The organism is Mesorhizobium sp. AR02 (assembly GCF_024746835.1).
Lineage (GTDB): Bacteria > Pseudomonadota > Alphaproteobacteria > Rhizobiales > Rhizobiaceae > Mesorhizobium.
Genome location: NZ_CP080531.1, coordinates 5,916,997 through 5,935,751, shown reverse-complemented (window position 1 = coordinate 5,935,751; position 18,755 = coordinate 5,916,997). Strand labels below are relative to the sequence as shown.

17 protein-coding genes, 1 tRNA gene and 2 pseudogenes are annotated in these 18,755 nt (G+C 63.3%); 9 read left to right on the top strand and 11 right to left on the bottom strand.

All coding sequences use genetic code 11. The annotated features are described in order from the left end of the window. Positions 1-53: 53 nt before the first annotated feature. The 7 genes and pseudogenes from DBIPINDM_RS32930 to DBIPINDM_RS32900 all read left to right on the top strand — a co-directional run. Positions 54-1,244 (top strand): aminotransferase class V-fold PLP-dependent enzyme, encoded by a 1,191-nt coding sequence (locus DBIPINDM_RS32930; protein ID WP_258583108.1) that lies wholly within the window; start codon positions 54-56, stop codon positions 1,242-1,244. Positions 1,245-1,255: 11 nt separating this feature from the next. Next, complete coding sequence (locus DBIPINDM_RS32925; RefSeq protein WP_258583107.1) at positions 1,256-2,215, top strand: HpcH/HpaI aldolase/citrate lyase family protein; 960 nt, start codon at positions 1,256-1,258, stop codon at positions 2,213-2,215. Between the two features lie 19 nt (positions 2,216-2,234). Then, positions 2,235-3,419 (top strand): malate--CoA ligase subunit beta, encoded by a 1,185-nt coding sequence (locus DBIPINDM_RS32920; protein ID WP_258583106.1) that lies wholly within the window; start codon positions 2,235-2,237, stop codon positions 3,417-3,419. A 14-nt stretch (positions 3,420-3,433) separates the two neighbouring features. After that, positions 3,434-4,333, top strand: a complete 900-nt coding sequence (gene sucD, locus DBIPINDM_RS32915; RefSeq protein ID WP_258583105.1) for a succinate--CoA ligase subunit alpha — start codon at positions 3,434-3,436, stop codon at positions 4,331-4,333. 46 nt (positions 4,334-4,379) lie between these two features. Next, positions 4,380-4,523: pseudogene (locus DBIPINDM_RS43720) on the top strand (D-glycerate dehydrogenase); the annotation flags it as partial. Between the two features lie 73 nt (positions 4,524-4,596). Continuing rightward, positions 4,597-7,281 (top strand): phosphoenolpyruvate carboxylase, encoded by a 2,685-nt coding sequence (locus DBIPINDM_RS32905; protein WP_258583103.1) that lies wholly within the window; start codon positions 4,597-4,599, stop codon positions 7,279-7,281. A 37-nt stretch (positions 7,282-7,318) separates the two neighbouring features. Beyond that, a pseudogene (locus DBIPINDM_RS32900) lies at positions 7,319-7,510 on the top strand (succinate--CoA ligase subunit alpha); the annotation flags it as partial. 53 nt (positions 7,511-7,563) lie between these two features. Here DBIPINDM_RS32900 and DBIPINDM_RS32895 read toward each other — a convergent pair. The 4 genes from DBIPINDM_RS32895 to DBIPINDM_RS32880 all read right to left on the bottom strand — a co-directional run bounded on the left by DBIPINDM_RS32895 (position 7,564) and on the right by DBIPINDM_RS32880 (position 10,075). Then, entirely contained in the window at positions 7,564-7,728 is a 165-nt protein-coding gene (locus DBIPINDM_RS32895; RefSeq protein ID WP_258583102.1) for a glycine cleavage T C-terminal barrel domain-containing protein, read from the bottom strand. A gap of 4 nt (positions 7,729-7,732) precedes the next feature. Then, a complete protein-coding gene (locus tag DBIPINDM_RS32890) occupies positions 7,733-8,227 on the bottom strand; it encodes a DUF302 domain-containing protein (RefSeq protein WP_258583101.1) in 495 nt (164 codons plus the stop codon). A 67-nt stretch (positions 8,228-8,294) separates the two neighbouring features. After that, positions 8,295-9,155: an alpha/beta fold hydrolase gene (locus tag DBIPINDM_RS32885; protein WP_258583100.1), complete on the bottom strand. Its 861-nt coding sequence runs from the start codon at positions 9,153-9,155 to the stop codon at positions 8,295-8,297. Positions 9,156-9,304: 149 nt separating this feature from the next. Then, on the bottom strand, positions 9,305-10,075 hold the full coding sequence (locus DBIPINDM_RS32880) for an alpha/beta hydrolase (RefSeq protein ID WP_258583099.1): 771 nt from the start codon (positions 10,073-10,075) through the stop codon (positions 9,305-9,307). A 213-nt stretch (positions 10,076-10,288) separates the two neighbouring features. Between DBIPINDM_RS32880 and DBIPINDM_RS32875 the strand changes: the two genes are divergently transcribed. Then, positions 10,289-11,251, top strand: coding sequence for an AraC family transcriptional regulator (locus tag DBIPINDM_RS32875; RefSeq protein ID WP_258583098.1), 963 nt, complete (start codon positions 10,289-10,291; stop codon positions 11,249-11,251). Between the two features lie 292 nt (positions 11,252-11,543). Here the strand turns inward: DBIPINDM_RS32875 and DBIPINDM_RS32870 are convergent. Continuing rightward, positions 11,544-11,628: transfer RNA gene (locus DBIPINDM_RS32870), tRNA-Leu, on the bottom strand. Positions 11,629-11,864: 236 nt separating this feature from the next. Between DBIPINDM_RS32870 and lipB the strand changes: the two genes are divergently transcribed. After that, the gene (gene lipB, locus DBIPINDM_RS32865; RefSeq protein ID WP_258583097.1) at positions 11,865-12,608 is read left to right on the top strand and encodes a lipoyl(octanoyl) transferase LipB; all 744 of its coding nucleotides are present in this window, start codon (positions 11,865-11,867) and stop codon (positions 12,606-12,608) included. A gap of 22 nt (positions 12,609-12,630) precedes the next feature. On the opposite strand, the gene DBIPINDM_RS32860 is transcribed toward lipB, so the two are convergent. From DBIPINDM_RS32860 to proS, 6 genes are all read right to left on the bottom strand, one after another. Beyond that, a complete protein-coding gene (locus tag DBIPINDM_RS32860; RefSeq protein WP_258583096.1) occupies positions 12,631-13,881 on the bottom strand; it encodes a site-2 protease family protein in 1,251 nt (416 codons plus the stop codon). A gap of 387 nt (positions 13,882-14,268) precedes the next feature. Further along, a complete protein-coding gene (locus DBIPINDM_RS32855) occupies positions 14,269-14,421 on the bottom strand; it encodes a hypothetical protein (RefSeq protein WP_258583095.1) in 153 nt (50 codons plus the stop codon). A gap of 445 nt (positions 14,422-14,866) precedes the next feature. Further along, positions 14,867-15,160, bottom strand: coding sequence for a GYD domain-containing protein (locus DBIPINDM_RS32850; protein WP_258583094.1), 294 nt, complete (start codon positions 15,158-15,160; stop codon positions 14,867-14,869). Positions 15,161-15,291: 131 nt separating this feature from the next. Beyond that, entirely contained in the window at positions 15,292-16,020 is a 729-nt protein-coding gene (locus DBIPINDM_RS32845; RefSeq protein WP_258583093.1) for an ABC transporter ATP-binding protein, read from the bottom strand. Continuing rightward, positions 15,972-17,258 carry a lipoprotein-releasing ABC transporter permease subunit gene (locus tag DBIPINDM_RS32840; RefSeq protein ID WP_258583092.1) on the bottom strand — a complete coding sequence of 429 codons (1,287 nt, stop codon included), beginning with the start codon at positions 17,256-17,258 and terminating at the stop codon, positions 15,972-15,974. Before DBIPINDM_RS32840 ends, DBIPINDM_RS32845 begins: the two co-directional genes overlap by 49 nt. Continuing rightward, positions 17,255-18,583 (bottom strand): proline--tRNA ligase, encoded by a 1,329-nt coding sequence (gene proS / locus DBIPINDM_RS32835; protein ID WP_258583091.1) that lies wholly within the window; start codon positions 18,581-18,583, stop codon positions 17,255-17,257. The genes DBIPINDM_RS32840 and proS overlap by 4 nt, the downstream gene beginning before the upstream one ends. Positions 18,584-18,755: the final 172 nt, after the last annotated feature.

Genomic DNA, 18,755 nt, shown 5'->3' with positions numbered 1-18,755 from the left:
CGTCGAAACGAAACTCCCCCCACCGCTTTGCTGGATCAGGAGGAGTTCGCATCATGGCCGGTTTCACCCATCTATTCATTCCCGGGCCGACCAACATCCCCGAACAGGTCCGGCAGGCGATGAACCTGCCGATGGAGGACATGCGCGCCGCATCCTTCCCTGATCTCACGCTGCCGCTGTTCGAGGACATCAAAAAAGTTTTCAAGAACGAGACCGGCCGCGTCTTCATTTACCCATCCTCCGGCACCGGCGCCTGGGAAGCGGCGATGACCAATGTGCTCAGCCCCGGCGACCGCGTGCTGATGTCGCGCTTCGGCCAGTTCTCGCATTTGTGGGTCGACATGGCCGAACGCCTCGGCTTCGAGGTCGATGTCATCGATTGCGAATGGGGAACCGGCGTGCCGCTAGAGCTCTACGCCGAGCGGCTGAAGGCCGACAAGACGCACCGCATCAAGGCCGTCTTCTGCACGCAGAACGAGACGGCGACCGGTGTGACCAGCGACGTCGCCGGCTGCCGCGCCGTGTTGGACGACGCAAACCACCCCGCCCTGCTCTTCGTCGACGGCGTCTCGTCGATCGGCTCGATCGACTTCCGCCAGGAGGAATGGGGCGTCGACTGCGCCGTCAGCGGTTCTCAGAAAGGTTTCATGCTGCCCGCCGGCCTGGGTTTCCTCTCAGTCAGCAAGAAGGCGCTTGTCGCTTCAAGGAGCGCCACCCACCGGCGCTGCTTTTTCTCCTTCGAGGACATGATCCGCGCCAACGATGCCGGCTATTTCCCCTACACGCCGGCGACGCAGCTGCTGCGCGGCCTGCGCGCCTCGCTCGACCTGATCGCCGAGGAAGGGCTCGACAACATCTTCGCCCGCCACCATCGCCTCGCCGAAGGCGTACGCAAGGCGGTCGACGCCTGGGGCCTGAAACTCTGCGCCAGGGCGCCGAAATGGCATTCCGATACGGTCAGCGCCATCCTGGTGCCCGATGGCATCGATAGCGGCGACGTCGTCAAGCGCGCCTACCAGACATACCAGACGTCGCTCGGCGGCGGCCTCAACAAGGTGATGGGCAAGGTCTTCCGCATCGGCCATCTCGGCTGGCTGAACGAGGTGATGGTGCTCGCCTCGCTGTCGGCGGCCGAAATGGCGCTGCTCGATTGCGGCGTGCGGCTGGCGCCGGGCTCCGGTGTCGGCGCCGCCATCCAGCATTTTCGCGCCTCGGCCGCCGTGCCGGTCGCCGAAGCCGCCTGACGGAGCAGACGATGAGCCACACCATCAACCATCTGAAGAAACTCAGGCTGCAGCGCAGCGAACTGGCCGTTCCCGGCTCCAGCCCGGAGATGATCGACAAGGCGGCGAACAGCGCCGCCGACTTCGTCTTCCTCGACATCGAGGATGCGGTCGCCCCGCCCGACAAGGAACGCGCCCGCAAGAACATCATCCAGGCGCTCAACGACATCGACTGGCGCGCCAAGGGCAAGACCGTCTCGGTGCGCATCAACGGGCTGGACACCCACTACATGTATCGCGACGTGGTCGACGTGATGGAGCAGGCCGGCGACCGGCTGGACACCATTTTGGTGCCGAAAGTCGGCGTCCCGGCCGATCTCTATATGGTCGAGGCCATGGTCAACCAGATCGAGATGGCCAAGGGTTTCAAGACCCGCGTCGGCCTCGAAGCGCTGATCGAGACGGCGCTCGGCATGGCCAATGTCGAGGCCATAGCGGCCACGCCCGGTCGGCTGGAAGCCATGCATTTCGGCGTCGCCGATTATGCCGCGAGCTGCAAGGCGCGCACCGTCAACATCGGCGGCCTCAACCCCGACTATCCCGGCGACCAGTGGCATTTCGCGCTGTCGCGGATGACCGTCGCCTGCCGCGCCTATGGCCTGCGCGCCATTGACGGGCCGTTCGGCGATTTCTCCGATCCGGAGGGTTACATCGCCGGCGCCAGGCGCGCCGCCGCCCTCGGCATCGAAGGCAAATGGGCGATCCACCCCTCGCAGATCGCGCTCGCCAACGAGGTGTTCTCGCCGCCGGAAAAAGAGGTCACCCGTGCCAGGCGCATTCTCGAAGTGCTGAAGGAGGCCGAGGCGCAGGGCAAGGGAGCGGCCGCCCTCGACGGCAAGATGATCGACGCCGCGTCGGAACGCATGGCGCGCAATGTTCTGGTGGTCAACGAGGCCATCGAACGCGCCGGCCAGGCGCACGCTACACACTGACGGGTTTTGGGAGGACAAAATGGACATCCACGAATATCAGGCCAAGGAACTGCTCGCCCGGCATGGCGTGCATGTGCCGCGCGGCGGGCTGGCCTACAGCCCCGAACAGGCGACTTACAGGGCGCGCGAGATCGGCGGCGGCAAATGGGTGCTGAAGGCGCAGGTTCATTCCGGCGCCCGCGGCAAGGCCGGCGGCATAAAACTGTGCGCCAATGACGAGGAGATCTCGAGTGCCGCCGAAGCGATGCTCGGGCGCAAGCTGGTCACCCAGCAGACCGGCCCGCGCGGCAAGCTGATCTCCAGGCTCTATCTCGAGGAAGCCGTCGACATCGCCCAGGAGCTCTATGTCGGCTTCGTGCTCGACCGCAAGGAAGAGCGCGTCATGATCGTGGCGTCGGCGGCCGGCGGCATGGAGATCGAGGACATCGTCGAGAAGGCGCCCGATTCCATCCTGCGCACCACGGTCGATCCCGGCGTCGGCATGCAGCGCTTCCAGGCACGCGAGATCGCCTTTGGCCTGGGTCTGGAGGACAACCTCATTGGCAAGGCGACCGAGACCATCTTCAGCTGCTACCAGGTGTTCCGCGATTACGACGCCTCGATGCTAGAGATCAATCCGCTGGTGGTGACCCGCGACGGCAGCCTGATCGCGCTCGACGCCAAGATGTCGTTCGACGAGAACGCGCTGTTTCGGCGGCCGGAAATCTCCGAACTGCGCGACAAGAGCCAGGAAGACCCGCGTGAGACCTTCGCCAGCGACCGCGGCCTCTCCTATGTCGGCCTCGACGGCAACATCGGCTGCATCATCAACGGCGCCGGGCTGGCGATGGCGACGATGGACATGATCAAGATCGCCGGCGGCGAGCCGGCCAACTTCCTCGACATTGGCGGCGGCGCCTCGCCCGAGCGGGTGGCGAAATCCTTCCGCGCCGTGCTTGGCGACAAGAATGTCGAGACCATACTGGTCAACATCTTCGCCGGCATCAACCGCTGCGACTGGGTCGCGGAGGGCGTCATCAAGGCGATACGCGAGGTCGGCGTCACCGTGCCGCTGGTGGTGCGGCTTTCCGGCACCAGGGCCGAGGAAGGGCGTCGCATCCTGGCCGATTCCGGGGAGAAGGTGATCGTCGCCGACACGCTTGCCGAAGCCGCCGAAAAAGCCGTCGCCGCCTGGCGCGCGGTCGCCAAGAAAAAAGCAGCCTGAGGGAGGTCGAAAAAATGGCAATCCTGCTCAACCGCAGCACCCGCGTCATCGTCCAGGGTTTCACCGGCAAGATCGGCAGCTTCCATGCCGAGGACATGAAGCGTTACGGCACCAAGCTTGTCGGCGGCGTCACCCCCGGCAAGGGCGGCCAGACGCATCTCGGCCTGCCCGTCTTCAACACGGTCAAAGGCGCAGTGCGCGAGACCCGCGCCGAGGCCAGCATCGTCTTCGTGCCGCCGCCCTTCGCCGCCGATTCGATCATGGAGGCGGCGGATGCCGGGATAAAACTCTGCGTCTGCATCACCGACGGCATCCCCTCGCAGGACATGATGCAGGTCAAGCGCTACATGCGCCGCTACCGCTATGAGGATCGCATGCGGCTCGTCGGACCGAACTGCGCCGGCATCATCACGCCCGGACAGGCGCTGATGGGCATCATGCCGGGCAGCATCTACCTGCCCGGCCGTATCGGCATTGTCGGGCGCTCCGGCACGCTCGGCTACGAGGCCGCCTCGCAGATGAAGGCGCTGGGCATCGGTGTGTCGACCAGCGTCGGCATCGGCGGCGATCCGATCAACGGCTCGTCCTTCAAGGATATTCTGAAGCTGTTCGAACAGGACGACGAGACCGACGCCGTGGTGATGATCGGCGAGATCGGCGGGCCACAGGAAGCCGAAGCCGCGATCTGGGCGCGCGACAACATGCGCAAGCCGCTGATCGCCTACATTGCCGGCCTTTCCGCCCCGAAAGGCCGCCGCATGGGCCATGCCGGCGCCATCATCTCGGCCTTCGGCGAGTCGGCGCAGGAGAAGGTCGAAATCCTGAAAGAGGCAGGCGTCGTCATCGTGCCGACGCCGTCGTCCTTCGGCGAGGTCGTGGCCGACACGCTGGCGCGGATGAAGAAGGCGGCGTGATGGCCGACCGGGCGAAGGCCGCATAGCGCAAGACGTGAAGTCTTTTCCAGCGGCACTGAAGCTGTTGGAGGACGTCGTGCTGTTGCCGCATCTCGGCAGTGCGACCGAGGAAACGCGGGTGGCGATGGGCATGAAGGTGGTGAACTCGACCGCCTTCTTCGAGGGTCGCCCGGTCCCCGATCGGGTCGCCCGACAGCCGGCGCCGCCCTCGATTCAGGGCGCGGCTATAGCAGCAATCGATGCGGACGGATCAGGAAAGCAGTTTGGAACAGAGCAGACGCATCAACTTTCGTGAGGACGAGCGCAGCCTTTTGTTGCGCCTGCTGCTGCAGGTCGCAAGCGCGCGTGAGCCCGAGATCGCCGCCGTTCTGACCGGACGCAGGTCGCTTGTCTCCCTCGCCGCGGAGCAGCGCATCCCGGCACTTCAGGCGAGCGGCGTATGGTTCCAGTTGCTGGCGATTGCAGACGAGTTGCTTGCCATGCGGGCGCGTCGCGAGCTCGAACAAGGCGCGGGTGTCGACGAAGTGCCGGGTTCTTTCGCCAGCGTGATCGCGCAGATGGCAGCCAACGGCCACTCAGCGGAGGAAGTCCAGGCGACGCTCAATGAGCTTTGCGTCGGCCCGACCATGACCGCGCACCCGACGGAGGCCAAACGTGTCACGGTGCTGGAGATCCACCGCCGTATCTATCGCAAGCTGACCGAGCTCGATCAGCCGCGCTGGGCGCCGCGCGAACGCGACCTGTTGATCGCCGATCTGGAAAGCGAGATCGAGCTTCTGTGGATGACGGGCGAGTTGCGACTTGAGCGCCCGACTGTCGAACGCGAAATCGCCTGGGGGCTGCATTTCTTTCGCGAAGTCATCTTCGAGGCAACGCCGCAGCTCTATGGCAAGCTTCAAGGCGCCTTCGAGCGTCACTATCCGGGAGAGCCGATCAGAATTCCCTCCTTCATGCGCTATGCCTCGTGGATCGGCGGCGATCGCGATGGCAATCCCAATGTGACGGCTGCGGTCACCGCCCATGCCATGACCGAGTACCGCGATACCGCCATAAGCTGGTATCTGACGCAGGTGCAGCGGCTGGTGACGGTGCTCAGCGCCAGCTCGAATGTCGTCGCTCTGCCGGCCAGCTTCAAACCGGTGCTGCAGACCGCGCTTGATAAAAGCGGACAGGCGCACATGATCGCCACCCGCAACCCTGACGAACCGCTTCGCCAGTTCGCTTCGGTCTTGCTTGCCCGGCTGGAGGCCACGCGAAACGGCGGTACGGCGGCGTACCACTCGGCAGAGGCGTTTCGTGCTGATCTGAACGGCCTGTCTTGTGTTCTCGAAGCGATCGGAGGACGCGCGGTAGCCAAGCGTTTCGTCCAGCCTCTGCTCTGGCAAGTCGGAAGCTTCGGCTTCCGCACGGTCTCGCTCGACATCCGGCAGAACTCCACGGTGGTCAACCGGGTGCTAGCCGAGTTGTTTGCGCTGACAAATCCCACCGATCCGGTCGCAGCTGGCACGCCGCAATGGTCGGCGCGCATTCGCGCAGCCGTCAGCCAGGGCGAGCGGCTGGAGATCGACGCAGGCCGGCTCTCGCCTGAGGCAGGTGAACTGCTTTCGACATTCTCTGTCGTCCGCGACCATACCTCCGGCCTGGATGCCGACGCTGTCGGCTCTTTCGTCCTCAGCATGACTCGCTCGGCCGACAATCTTCTCGCGGTCTATCTGCTGGCGCAATATTGCGGACTTTCAACCTCGCCCGGTGGCGGCGGCACAATCAGGCTGCGGATCGTGCCATTGTTCGAGACCATCGCTGATCTACAGGCCGCCCCTGGCATCCTGAATGATTTGCTCGGCGTTTCGCTGGTAAGGCGGACGGTGCGAGATTTCGGCGCGCGCCAGGAGATCATGCTTGGCTATTCAGATTCCAACAAGGACGGCGGTTTCCTCGCTTCCAATTGGGAACTAGCCAAAGCGCAAAAGCGCCTCGCTGCCGTCGGGCACAAGCACAAGGTCAGGATCAGTTTCTTCCACGGTCGCGGCGGCTCGGTCAGCCGTGGCGGCGCACCGACCGGCCGGGCGATCGCGGCGCAGCCCGAAGGCACTGTCGCTAGAACCATGCGGGTGACCGAGCAGGGCGAGGTCGTATCGTCGAAATTCGCCAATCGCGGCACCGGCCTCAACCAGCTCGAGATTCTCGCCGCCGGCGTGCTGGCCCACAGTGTCGGATCGCCCGGTGATGTCGAGACGAAGGAAACGCCGGAATTCAACGAAGCGCTGGAAGCGCTGGCAGGCATGTCGCAGGCATCCTATGCCGGGCTGATGGCTGAGCCTGGCTTTCTTCATTATTTCAACCAGGCGAGCCCGGTCGCGGAACTGGCGCTCCTGAAAATGGGCTCACGGCCGGAGCGCCGTTTCGGCGCCAGCGGTATTGCTGACCTGCGCGCCATTCCATGGGTGTTCGCCTGGAGCCAGAACCGTCATCTGTTGACCGGCTGGTATGGCATCGGCAGCGCGCTCAGCGCTTTCGTCGCGGTGCGCGGCGAGGCCGGGCGCGAGCTTCTGGCTCGCATGTTCGAGCACTCGCGCTTCTTCCGCCTGATCGTCGACGAGGCTGAAAAGACGCTTTACCAGTCCGACATGGAGATCGCTCAGCTCTACGCCCGCCTGGTGTCCGACAGCGATGCGGCCCGACGGATCCACGCCCGCATCGCCGCCGAATACGAGCTGACGCGGCGCCTGATTGGTGACCTCACGGGAGGCGATCTTTCCGCGCGCTTTCCGATGTTCAAGCGGCGTTTCGACAATCTGCGGCGACAGATGGATGACATTCACCGGCTGCAGGTCGATCTGTTGCGTGAAGTTCGGACAAATACCGGCACGGCGGATCAAAAGCGGGCCACCGACGCTCTGCTCGTATCGATCAATTGCATCTCGGCCGGCCTCGGGTGGACGGGATAGGCTCGGCTTTTGCCAGCGCGTGGTCGTTCAAGGCACCTACAGCGCATGGCTTTCGGCGCCAAAGGGCCGACGCATGGGCCATGCCGGCGCCATCATCTCGGCGTTCGGCGAGTCGGCGCAGGAAAAGGTCGAAATCCTGAAAGAGGCCGGCGTGATCATCGTGCCGACGCCGTCGTCGTTTGGTGAGGTCGTGGCGGATACGCTGGCACGGATGAAGAAGGCGGCGTGATTTCCGCGCCTCTCCACGCTGGGGGTCCCTCATACGCCCGCGCGCCTTCCGGGTCACAGGGAAAGTCGGCGATCGGCGATCACCCTTGCCGGGCGCCGCTCGCCGAGAATTGAAACCTCCAGCGCCGTGCCGGGCGTGCCAAGCCCCAGCGGCAGCAGCGCCAATGCTATGTCATGGCCAAACGCCTGGGAGTAACCCGCCGCCTGAAGCGTCATCATGAGCTTAGCTTGCGCATTCGCGTAACAAGGTTGTGATTTTGGCATCAAGATTGCGGGCGACAGCAAGAGCCTCCAAACTACCATAAGAGAGCAGACAACTCTCCATTTTGTCGTACGAGACATGCACGCCATCGGGACGTTCATCAACAAGGACTGTGACTGGAGCGTAAGATCCAGCATCCGGAACGTGCTTGACCATTTCTTTCATGATGAGTGGATTGCCCACCAGAAACCGCATGCTCTTGGGAGTCTCGGTTCCAGTTTCGCGGCGCAGAATGGCGCCCAAGTCGAATTCCGCGAAGAGCATGAGACCTGTGCGGCCGAGGCCGCTTTGCACAACGCGCTCCAATTCCGGAAAGGAACTTGCGGCGCTCGTGGCCTTGAAAAACTCTACCATGTCAGGTTGCCCAACCGTTGACTTGAGCGCGGCCACAACGGCGTCGAATGGTTTGGAACTCGTCAGGCTGAAACGCTCAACCTCGACCTTGGCGATTGTCATTTCTTTCTCCGCAACAGCTCTCATGAATAAAGGCGCGGCCGATTGCGCCGGGATTAGGCAACGCCGGTTACGCTTCCAGGAAGGTACGGACGTGGCTGGCAAACAATTCGTGGTACTGAAACAGGGCGCCGTGGCCGGAATCGGGATAGAGGACAAGCTGGGCGTTGCTTAGAGCCTTGAACATTGCGTAGGCGTTGTCCGCCGGCAGCATGGTGTCGTGGCTGCCGCTGACCACAAGGGCGGGCTGGTGAATGGCGCGCAGCGTGGCGTGCTCGGGATCAGGAGTGGCGCACCAGGTAATAAGCGCCTTGGCCTGCGGATCGGTCACCGTGCTGCCGTTATCGGTATCCCGATCTTCCTTGCGCACCTTCGCCCGCTTCAGAAACGCTCGGCCGGCCGACTGGCTGGCGGACGACTTCGTGAAGAACAGCGGCAGGCGGGGGTCCGGCGCCTCGGTTTGGGAAAACGCGTCCTGCAGAACCGCCAATAGGTGTTCCTCTCCGCCTTTCGGAGCGGTGCCGACGAGGATGAGCTTGCGGACCAGCGTTCCGTGCTCGGCGGCGATCTGCTGCGCGACGCAGCCGCCGAGGGAAAAGCCCAGCAGGTCGACTTGGGAGAGGCCGAGCAGGTTGATAAAGGCGACCGCGTCTCGGGCCATCGCCTCGATACTGTCCGGCGTTTGTCCTGTCGAGCGGCCGACCCCGGCGTTGTCAAAAGCGATCACCGGGCGATCGGCGGCCAGGGCATTCACGACAGCGGGGTCCCAGGCGTCGATGTTGCCCGAGAAATGCTGCAGGAGAATCAACGCCGTTCCGGTCGATGGGCCGAGGCGGCGATAGGCGAAGCGGATTCCGCTGCCTTCGATATAACGGGTGGGCGCCGTTTCTAGCATGGCGGCGTCCTGGCTCGCGGTGTCGAACTCAGTCATGTCATCCTCCGGATGCTTGGCATAAAATAATCGAGTGGGAGTAGCTGGTGCGGTTTTGGCTAGGTCTGAGCCGCTCGCGGCCCAAGGCATTCCGTAGCCCGCCGAGCACGCGTGGCGCTCCCGGCACGAAAGTGCCGGGAGCGGTATCGTCACTTCACGAGTGCGGCCTTTTCAATCACTGCGGCGACTTCCTTAGCGTGGACGACCAGGGAGGCATGGCTGCCGGCGACCTCCGTCGTCTGTGCCTTCATCCTGTTGGCGAAGATCTTCTGGATCTCGGGTGCGATGACCTTGTCCTTCGTGCTGATCACATAGAACGTCGGCTTGTCGTGCCAAGCTGCCTTATCGACGGGAGCCTCGAACGCCGTGTGGTTCAACGGGAGCTGATGATTTGCCAAGGATTCGGCGATCTCCGGAGGAAGGTCAGCCGCGACTGCTGAAGGAAACACTTTAGGATCGATGTAGAGGTTGCCCTTTTCGTCGGGATGAATCGCCGCGGCGCCTTCGGTTGCCGGACCGCTCTTGGCTAAGCTCGCCAAAGATTCTCCCATGTCGGGCGCGAATGCGGAGACGTAGACGAGCGCCGAGACGTTGGGATCGTCACCTGCCTGCGTGATGACCACACCGCCCCAGGAGTGGCCAACGAGGACGGTCTTGCCGTTCTGTTTCGCGAGCGCCTGTTTGGTGGCATCGACGTCCGCAGCGAGGGAGGTGAGCGGGTTTTCGACGAGCGTTACGTTGTAGCCCTTCTTCGTGAGGATATCGGCAACCGGCTTCCAGCTCGTCTGGTCGACGAAAGCGCCATGGACGAGCACGATATTGTGAGCCGCCCCCTTGGGCAGTTGAGCTGATTGGGCGGGGGCGGCGACTGTTGCTCCGGCCATGAGGACGGTGGCGACTGAGAGTAGAAGATTTCGCATTGGTTGCTCCTGTTGAGATGACGGACGACGCGAGTCCGAGGAAAGGCAGGCGTGTCGGCAACAGTCGCGGCTCTCCCATCTGCCGTTCGGGTGATGGTTGCCGCGCGACCTGTTGGCTCGACTTGCGATCAACTAGTACGTGGAGCATTTGGACGTTAGGCCTCAATCGTCCGAATGTTGTGTCTGACCGTCCGGAGGATTAACGTCAGTGGCATGGACATCCTCGCTGAAGTGCTCGATCGCGTTCGCCTTGGCGGAACCTTGCTGTTCCACTTCGAGCTCGGCCATCCCTGGAATCTCGCGCTGCCAAAGCGCCCCTACGCCCTGTTCCACTATCTCAGCCGTGGTTCGGCTACCCTCGCGCTCGAACAGGGACGAGAGCTCCACATGACCGAGGGCGACTTTGTTGTCGTCACGCGTGGCGAGCCCCATGTGATCTACTCGGATAGCCGGACGGAGCCGGTGCCGATTGTCGACATCGATCGATTAGCCGGGCGTCTTGGCCTCGTTCGTCATGGAGGCGGCGAGCAGCCGCTCGCGACGATGATCTGTGGTAATTTCACTGTGGCACGGCCGTCGCGCGGTAGCGTTTTGGAATTGCTTCCGCCCCTGCTTCTCCTGAAGCCGACGGAAGACGGAGGATGGCTCGAGGCGATTCTGCAACGCATGGTGAGCGAGGCGGCGTTCGAGCGCCCCGGACAAGGCGTCGCGCTCTCACGTCTGACTGAAGTGCTCTTCGTCGAGGTGTTGCGAAGCTGGATCAAGTCGCTCGGCCCCGGAGAAGGCGGGTGGCTGGGGGCGATGGCGGACCCGCACATAGGACCGGCACTTCAGTTGATCCACGAACGACCGGATCGGCCCTGGACGCTTGGCGACCTCGGGCAAAGCGTGGGACTTGGTCGTTCGGCGTTTTCGGCTCGCTTCACCAAGCTCGTTGGCGAGTCCATGTACCGCTATCTGATCGCACGCCGGATGTCGGAGGCCGCGTTTCTGCTCGAAACAAGCGACGAGGGGATTGCACGGATTGCGACCCGTGTCGGCTATGAGACCGCGGCCGCGTTTTCGAAGCTGTTCCATCGACATCACGGCCTATCGCCTGGCCGTTACCGAGCATTTCGCCGCTCTGCCGGTGGCCGGAGGCAAGGGGACGATCTGGAAGCAGAAGTCGTCGATTGACCTCCCGCGCTTGTCGCCGCGCGGTGATCGACAACGTCGACGTGGACGGCACGGAAGGCGGACGGTTCTGAAAATAGGCGGCGGAGCGGCTCCGGCAGGAGCGCCCAGTTTTGTACCGAAATGGCGAGGTCGAGAAGAATCGACTTCCACGGGTTGCCCTACAGCGACCTCAACGCCGCGCACTGCCGGCTCCACGAGGGTGTGCAACAAGGCCCGCGGCTGCTCGACCTCAAGATCTGATCTCTGTTTCGGCTTCGGATGGCGGCAATCGCGATGCCGACGGATCGAGAGTTGGTGCGGTCGAGAAGACTCGAACTTCCACGGGTTGCCCCACAGCGACCTCAACGCTGCGCGTCTACCAATTCCGCCACGACCGCACGTGGTAGGAGCCGGAACCGACCGGCTCGCGGCGTGTAGCAAATCGTTTCCGGCGAAACAAGTGCGCCGCATGCAATAATCTCAGGCGATTGGCATAACGGTCCACAGGATTGGAATGCAGGGCCGGAACTGGACGTTTGCGCCTGATACCGCCATATGGAGGACAGATGCACGTTGCCCAAAAGTGCAAAGCGGTTTTGAGGGCGCGACATGCATAAGCGAAAAACGAAAAGCCATGCCAGAACGCAGCCAGATTGCCACGTCGTTCCTGCCCCTGCCCGGCTCGGCACCAGTCGAATGGCGCATCGAGCCTGGTCTCACCGCCTATCCCGAGGCGCTCGCCTTCATGGAAGCGCGGGCCGAGGCGATCCGCAGCGGCGCCGCCGGCGAAATGGTCTGGCTGGTCGAACATCCCCCGCTCTACACCGCCGGCACCAGCGCCCGCATCGAGGACCTGATCGAGCCTGATCGCTTTCCGGTCTTTTCGGCCGGCCGTGGCGGCGAATACACCTATCATGGGCCCGGCCAGCGGGTCGCCTATGTCATGCTTGACCTGAAGCGGCGGCGTGAAGACGTGCGCGCCTTCGTCGCCGCGCTCGAACAGTGGATCATCGCCACGCTTGCTGCCTTCAACGTCCATGGTGAGCGCCGCGAGGACCGTGTCGGCGTCTGGGTGGTGCGGCCCGATCGCCCTCGCCTGCCGGACGGCTCGCCGGCCGAGGACAAGATCGCGGCGATCGGCATCCGGCTCCGGCGCTGGGTGAGCTTTCACGGCATCGCCATCAATGTCGAACCGGACCTCTCCCATTTCGGCGGCATCGTGCCCTGCGGCGTGCAGGACCACGGCGTCACCAGCCTCGTCGATCTCGGCCTTCCCGTTGGCATGGCCGACCTTGATCTGGCGCTGAAATCAGCCTTCGAGGATGTGTTCGGTCCTGCCACGGCCTTGACTGCCGAAGCAGCCCGCAAGGCCGGTTGACCCTTTCCGGTTCAACTCGAGTTCAAAGCAGCTGCGCCGACGCCCACAAAACGCCGCAGCCATGAATGGTGAACACCGCCAGCAGCGCGCCGGCGATGGCGAAGCGGTCAACGGTGCGGATTGGCTCCAACTCGTGGCGAGGCTTCACGCCACTGCCGACAGTGAGCAGGCTGAGGATCGAAAAGACCGCTCCCGCCACGATTAGAAAGCCGGAGGAGAAGCCTGCCTGTCGGCCGAGTGCCAGGAAGACGGAAAGCAGGAAGAACGAGGCCAGCGCCAGCGCGATCGGCCCGGGGCAGATCTGGCGCAGCACCTGGCCGCCGTCGAACTTCCACACCGGCACCAGATTGGCGATGTTGAACAGGGCCGCACAGCCTGCCAGCGCTGCCAGCAGCGCGGCCGCGGCCTTGTGCCCCTCGCTACCGGCCAGCGCGCTGGCGGCAATGACGATCGGCACCAGGAAGGCGGAGAAACCCGCCCCCATCAGCGCCACGAAGGCCACCTCGAAACGGCTGTTATAGGGCCGGCCGCCAATGGCGATGCCGCCGAGCAGCGGGATGAAGATCATCCGCGCCTTGCGGTGGCCCATCAGCCGGAATGCCGCCATGTGGCCGAGCTCGTGCAGGGCCACGACCGAGGTGAGGATAGCGGCCAGCGCCAGCCCGCCGAGATGGAGGCCGAAGAACGGCCACAGGATCAATGCCGACAGCACGGCAAAGCCGACCTGGCTCAGCGGATGCTCGAACCAGCCACCCTTGCGATACTGTCCGGTTACCGCCCAACGCTCCAGCTTGGACAGCTCGCGGCGCATGGCGAAGTACCGAAACACCAGAAAGGCAGCGCCGCGGTAACGATCCGTCTGGCTGAGCGACACCCGCGTGCCGCTGCCTTCGGAGACGAGTTCGGCGGTTTCGCGATAGTCTTTCCAGAACGAGCCATCGAGCGCGGTATCCTCGAGGACGCGCATGGCGAAGCGGCTGCCCTCGACAACGTCTTCAAACCGCGCCCTGCGTTCGATCGGCTTGCCGTCGCGGCCTTCCCACGACAGCATGATGCGAGACACGCCCTCCCCGTCCAGCGGCTGCGCCGACAGGATCTCGCCGGACCAGCCGGCATCGCTGCCAAGCGGCCACAGTGCCTGCCAGAGGCGATGGCGGTCCATCGCGATCACGCAGCTCATCCTGACCGTGCGCAAACCAAGCGGCACGGTCATCAAGAGAAAGATCAGCCCGAGATTGCTGGCCACCAGAATGGCCGTGACGATGGGCGACACCTGGACGTTGCTCCTGCCTTAGAGGCGCACCCTAGCGCCGCGGCGGCAAGAAAGGCTTAACGGGGGAACGGTGTTCGCCCACCGGAAAACTGCGGCGGCGAGAGCCGCCAAATCACATGGCGCCGATCCAGATCGCCATGGAAATGAGGAATGTGCTCATGCAAACCAGTGAGATGACATCCTGAACCAGATCGGTCATAACTCTCTCCTGTTGTTGATATGTTCGCAATTTGTTCTAATTTTGTTTCAATGTCAACGTCCGGAGAGATACGGAGATAGAATGGGAATTGGGCACGGTTAGTGAAAGGTTAACCGTTCGCTGGGAGGTACGAGTGACGCTGCTATTGACCACATGAGGCAAGCCTTCGGCGAGGAGCGCCGCGAAAATTACGATTGCGGGCAGCTACAGACTTCCCGGTTGAAGCCCTGCACGCACCGGTATGAACCGCCATGCGGGCAACCGAAGATCAATGAATAGACGGTCGCCAGGACGGCTACCAAGAACAGCAACGCCGCAACCCCGAGAATGATCTTTTTCACGGTGGCCTCCGACCAGCGAGTGCCCGGACGATACCACACCGAAGCGGTGGGGCGGCCAGGCGATTGTCGACAATTTGCTGCTGCTTTCAGCGATTTCGACCGAGCATTTCCCTCGACCCAAAAAATGCGAGGTTCTTGGTCGAGCGTGCAAGGATCAACGTGGAAGTCGGCCGTCCAAGTGAGACCATAGAGGATCTTTCTCGCACCATTGCCCGGGGCCTCGGCAATTTGGCGCACTGAAGCAGCGCGGTATGGCGCACCTCGCCCTTGGTGATCTCAACTCTGCGGCAAGCGATCTTCTCGCCCACAGTCGGGCAGTTCCCGATAATCCGGAAGTCGCAACTGCGATTGCTGCCATTAAGCCCGCTGCGGGCGGGAAGCCTCCAACGCACCTTGGTGTGAGCCGTGGTGACTAGCCGAGATGGCGTGAATGCCTATGCACCGGTCAGGCCATCTTTGCCATTATCTTGGTCATATCTGCCGTGTCGAACGCCCTCAGCGTCTGAGTTCTGATGTTACCTTGCGACGCTATCGACAGGGCTAGTGCCGTCGCTGCAATGTCGTCGTCCGCTTCGGCAATCGCCACGACGTCATGTTGACCAAGCGTCCACAACAGGGTGTGAACCTTGATACCGCTTTTGCTGGCCATCGCCTTGAAGGCCTCAGCACGCTTCTGAGTATCCTTTATGCTCTTGATACCTTGATCTGTGAAATTCGACAGCAGTACGTAGTAAGCCATTCGTTCCTCCCACAGTGGGGAGCGGGCGGGCGCTCACGGCGCGTCCGCCGTCTCCCAGGGCCCTAAGATAACACGAGCCGGGTGTGCGAACCACAGGCGGCCAGACGCGCCATCGCGCACCACAACGCAGCCTACAACGGCACCACCTTGCCGTCGGCCAGCGTAACGCGCCGGTCCATGCGCGACGCCAGCTCGTGATTGTGGGTGGCGATCAGCGCCGCGAGGCCCGACTGCCGCACCAGCGCCTCCAGGGCTTCGAACACATAGGAGGCGGTGACCGGATCGAGATTGCCGGTCGGCTCGTCGGCCAGCAGCACCAGCGGCGCATTGGCGACTGCACGCGCTATGGCCACGCGCTGCTGCTCGCCGCCGGACAATTCGGCCGGCCGGTGCGATGCGCGCTTGCCGATCTGCATATAGTCGAGCAGTTGCGCCGCACGCTCGGACGCCTCCTTGCGCGGCAGGCCCTTGATGAGCTGCGGCATCATGATGTTTTCCAGCGCGGAAAACTCCGGCAGCAGATGATGGAACTGGTAGACGAAACCGACATCGTTGCGCCGGATCGACGTGCGCTCGTCGTCGGACAGCCGCCCGCAGGCCCGGCCGGACAGGATCACATCGCCGGCGTCGGGGCGTTCCAGCAGGCCGGCCGTGTGCAGCAGCGTCGACTTGCCGGTGCCCGACGGCGCCACCAGCGCCACCATCTCGCCGCGCTTCAGCGAAAAATCGGCGCCGTTCAGGATGGTGAGCTTGCGCGGCCCTTGCACATAGTGCCGCTCGACGCTCTTCAGCTCGATAATGACCTCGGCCACTACTCGTACCTCAAGGCTTCGACGGGATCGAGCCGGGCCGCCCGCCATGCCGGAAACACCGTTGCCAGGAAGGACAGGCCGAGCGCCATGATGATGACATAGGTCGTCTCGCGCGGATCCATCTTCGCCGGCAACTGGCTGAGGAAATAGAGCTCCGGGTTGAACAGCACCTTGCCGGTCATCCAGGAGAAGAACTGGCGGATCGATTCGATGTTGGTGCAGATGACGACGCCAAGCAGCACGCCGGCAAGCGTACCGGTCACACCGATCGCCGCCCCCGTCATCAGGAAGATGCGCAGGATAGCACCGCGCGTCGCGCCCATGGTGCGCAGGATGGCAATATCGTGCCCCTTGTCCTTCACCAGCATGATCAGTCCGGAAATGATGTTGAGCGCCGCCACCAGCACGATCAGCGTCAGGATCATGAACATCACGTTGCGCTCGACCTGCAGGGCCGAAAAGAAGGTCTCGTTGCGCTGGCGCCAGTCGACCATGTCGATCGGCCGCTGCGCCGCCTCTTCCACCTTCGGTTTCAGCGCGTCGACATCGTCGGGATTGTCGACATAGATCTCGATCGTCTGCGCGCGCCCGTCCATGTTGAAATAGAGCTGCGCTTCGGAAAACGGCATGTAGACAATGGACGTGTCATATTCGGACATGCCGACTTCGAAGATCGCCGCGATCTTGTAGCCCTTCATGCGCGGTGTCGTGCCGATCGGCGTCACGTCGCCATCGGGCGAGATGAGCGTAATGGTGTCACCGAGCGTCAGGCCGAGATTCTCCGCCATGCGCTTGCCGATGGCGACACCCTCGCCGGAATCGAAACCGGCGAGCGAACCCTGCTTGATGTTGTTGGCGACGATGGCGATCTTGCCGAGATCTTCACCACGTATGCCGCGCACCAGCGCGCCGGTGCCGCCGCCGACATTGCCTTGCGCCAAAACCTGGCCGTCGATCAGCGGAATGGCGTATTTGACGCCGGGCACGCCATTGATGCGGCCGGCAACCTGGGCGTAGTCCTCAAGTGGCGAATCGAGCGGCTGCACGATCAGATGGCCGTTGACGCCGAGGATGCGCGTCAGAAGCTCGGCGCGAAACCCGTTCATGACGGCCATGACGACGATCAGCGTCGCCACGCCCAGCATGATGCCGAGGAAGGAGATCGAGGCGATGACCGAGATCACCGTCTCCTTGCGCCGCGAGCGCAGATAGCGCCACGCCACCGTACGTTCGAAGAAGGAGAACGGGCCGGCGCCCGCCGATCTTGCTGCCGCCGCCTCGCTCATGCGGCGGCACCAAAGCGTTTTTTCGCCTCAGCCATCGGCAGCGTCTCGCGCTCGCCGGTCTTGCGATTCTTGATCTCGACCTCGCCGGCGGCCACGCCGCGCGGCCCGACGATCACTTGCCAGGGAAGGCCGATCAGGTCGGCGGTGGCGAACTTGCCACCCGGCCGCTGGTCGGTGTCGTCGTAAAGCACATCCTTGCCGCTGGCTGCGAAGGCGGCATAGAGCTCGTCGCTGACACGGTCGCAGTCGGCGTCGCCCACCTTCATGTTGATCAGGCCGATGTCGAACGGCGCCACGGCGTCCGGCCAGATGATGCCGTTCTCGTCGTGGCTGGCTTCAATGATCGCCGCGACAAGCCGCGACGGGCCGATGCCGTAGGAGCCGCCGGAGACGAAATGATCCTTGCCGTCGGGCCCGGTCACCTTGGCGCCCATCGGCTTGGAATATTTGTCGCCGAAATGGAAGATGTGGCCGACCTCGATGCCCCGCGCCGAGACCCGGTCCGCTTCGCCGAGCTTGTCCCAGGCCGCCTCGTCATGCATCTCGTCGGTGGCGGCGTAAGGCGTCGTCCACGTTTTGACGATGTCTGATATCTCGGCGTCATTGGCGAAGTCGGTGTTTTCGCCAGGCACCTGGAGCGACAGATAATCGCGATCGCAATAGACCTGGCTCTCGCCGGTGTCGGCCAGGATGATGAATTCGTGGCTGAGATCGCCGCCGATCGGCCCGGTATCGGCCCGCATCGGGATCGCCTGCAGGCCCATGCGCGTGAAGGTCCTGAGATAGGACACGAACATCCTGTTATAAGCAGCTCTCGCGCCTTCGAAATCGAGGTCGAAGGAATAGGCGTCCTTCATCAGGAATTCGCGTGAGCGCATGACGCCGAAGCGCGGCCGCACCTCGTCACGGAACTTCCACTGGATGTGGTAGAGATTGAGCGGCAGGTCCTTGTAGGACTTGACGTAAGCGCGGACGATTTCGGTGACCACTTCCTCATTGGTCGGACCGTAGAGCATGTCGCGGTCCTGGCGATCCTTGATGCGCAGCATCTCTTTGCCGTAGTCGTCATAGCGGCCGCTTTCGCGCCACAGATCGGCCGACTGGATGGTCGGCATCAGGATTTCCAGCGCACCGGCGCGGTTCTGCTCCTCGCGGATGATCTGGCAGACCTTTTCGAGCACCCGCTTGCCGAGTGGCAGCCAGGAGAAACTGCCCTGCCCCTGCTGGCGGATCATGCCGGCACGCAGCATCAGCCGGTGCGAGACGATCTCGGCCTCGCGCGGATTTTCTTTGAGGATAGGCAGGAAATAGCGCGACAAACGCATGGACTGGTCCGTGAATGAGAACGGCCACGCCAGAATCGGCGCGACGCAGGCTTGCTTGCCCCGGCTTCATAGCCATTTCATGGCACAATGGGAACCCGGCCATGGCGGCACATTGACGCCCTCGTGCCCGGATTCCCTCAGTTCCTGGATCATGTTGCGCCGGCTTGCTTGA